The organism is Alicyclobacillus suci, assembly GCF_017329615.1.
Lineage (GTDB): Bacteria > Bacillota > Bacilli > Alicyclobacillales > Alicyclobacillaceae > Alicyclobacillus > Alicyclobacillus suci.
In genome coordinates this window covers 1-313 of record NZ_JAFMTW010000198.1, presented here as the reverse complement: position 1 = coordinate 313, position 313 = coordinate 1, and the positions used below count along the sequence as shown (strand labels likewise).

The 313-nt window shown below is 51.8% G+C and carries 1 protein-coding gene; it reads right to left on the bottom strand.

Translation table 11 applies throughout. From position 1 onward, the window contains the following. The coding region (locus tag J3482_RS20400) for a transposase (protein WP_206923117.1) at window positions 1-313 on the bottom strand (313 nt) is incomplete at both ends.

Here is a 313-nt window from a genome sequence, read left to right as displayed (position 1 = left end):
TCCACAGCCAAGTGGAATTTGTATCCGAACCAAGCAAGCTTGTTGCCAAAGGTATCGTATTTTGCGCCCCAGTTGGCATTGCCCGTTTCCTGGCTCTTGGACTTAGGTTGTTTTTTCTCGTAGGACTTCACGGCGGCACTGTCCACAGCCAAATGGCGTCCGTTGATGATGCTCGCTTCTTTACATTGACTAACCAGGTCAATGAAGAGCTTCTCAGCGAGACCCAACTCAACAACGGCTGAAAACACGCGACTCAGTGTGGAGACCGACGGGGCTGCTTCGTCGATTCGAAACCCACACTGGTAGCGAAAGC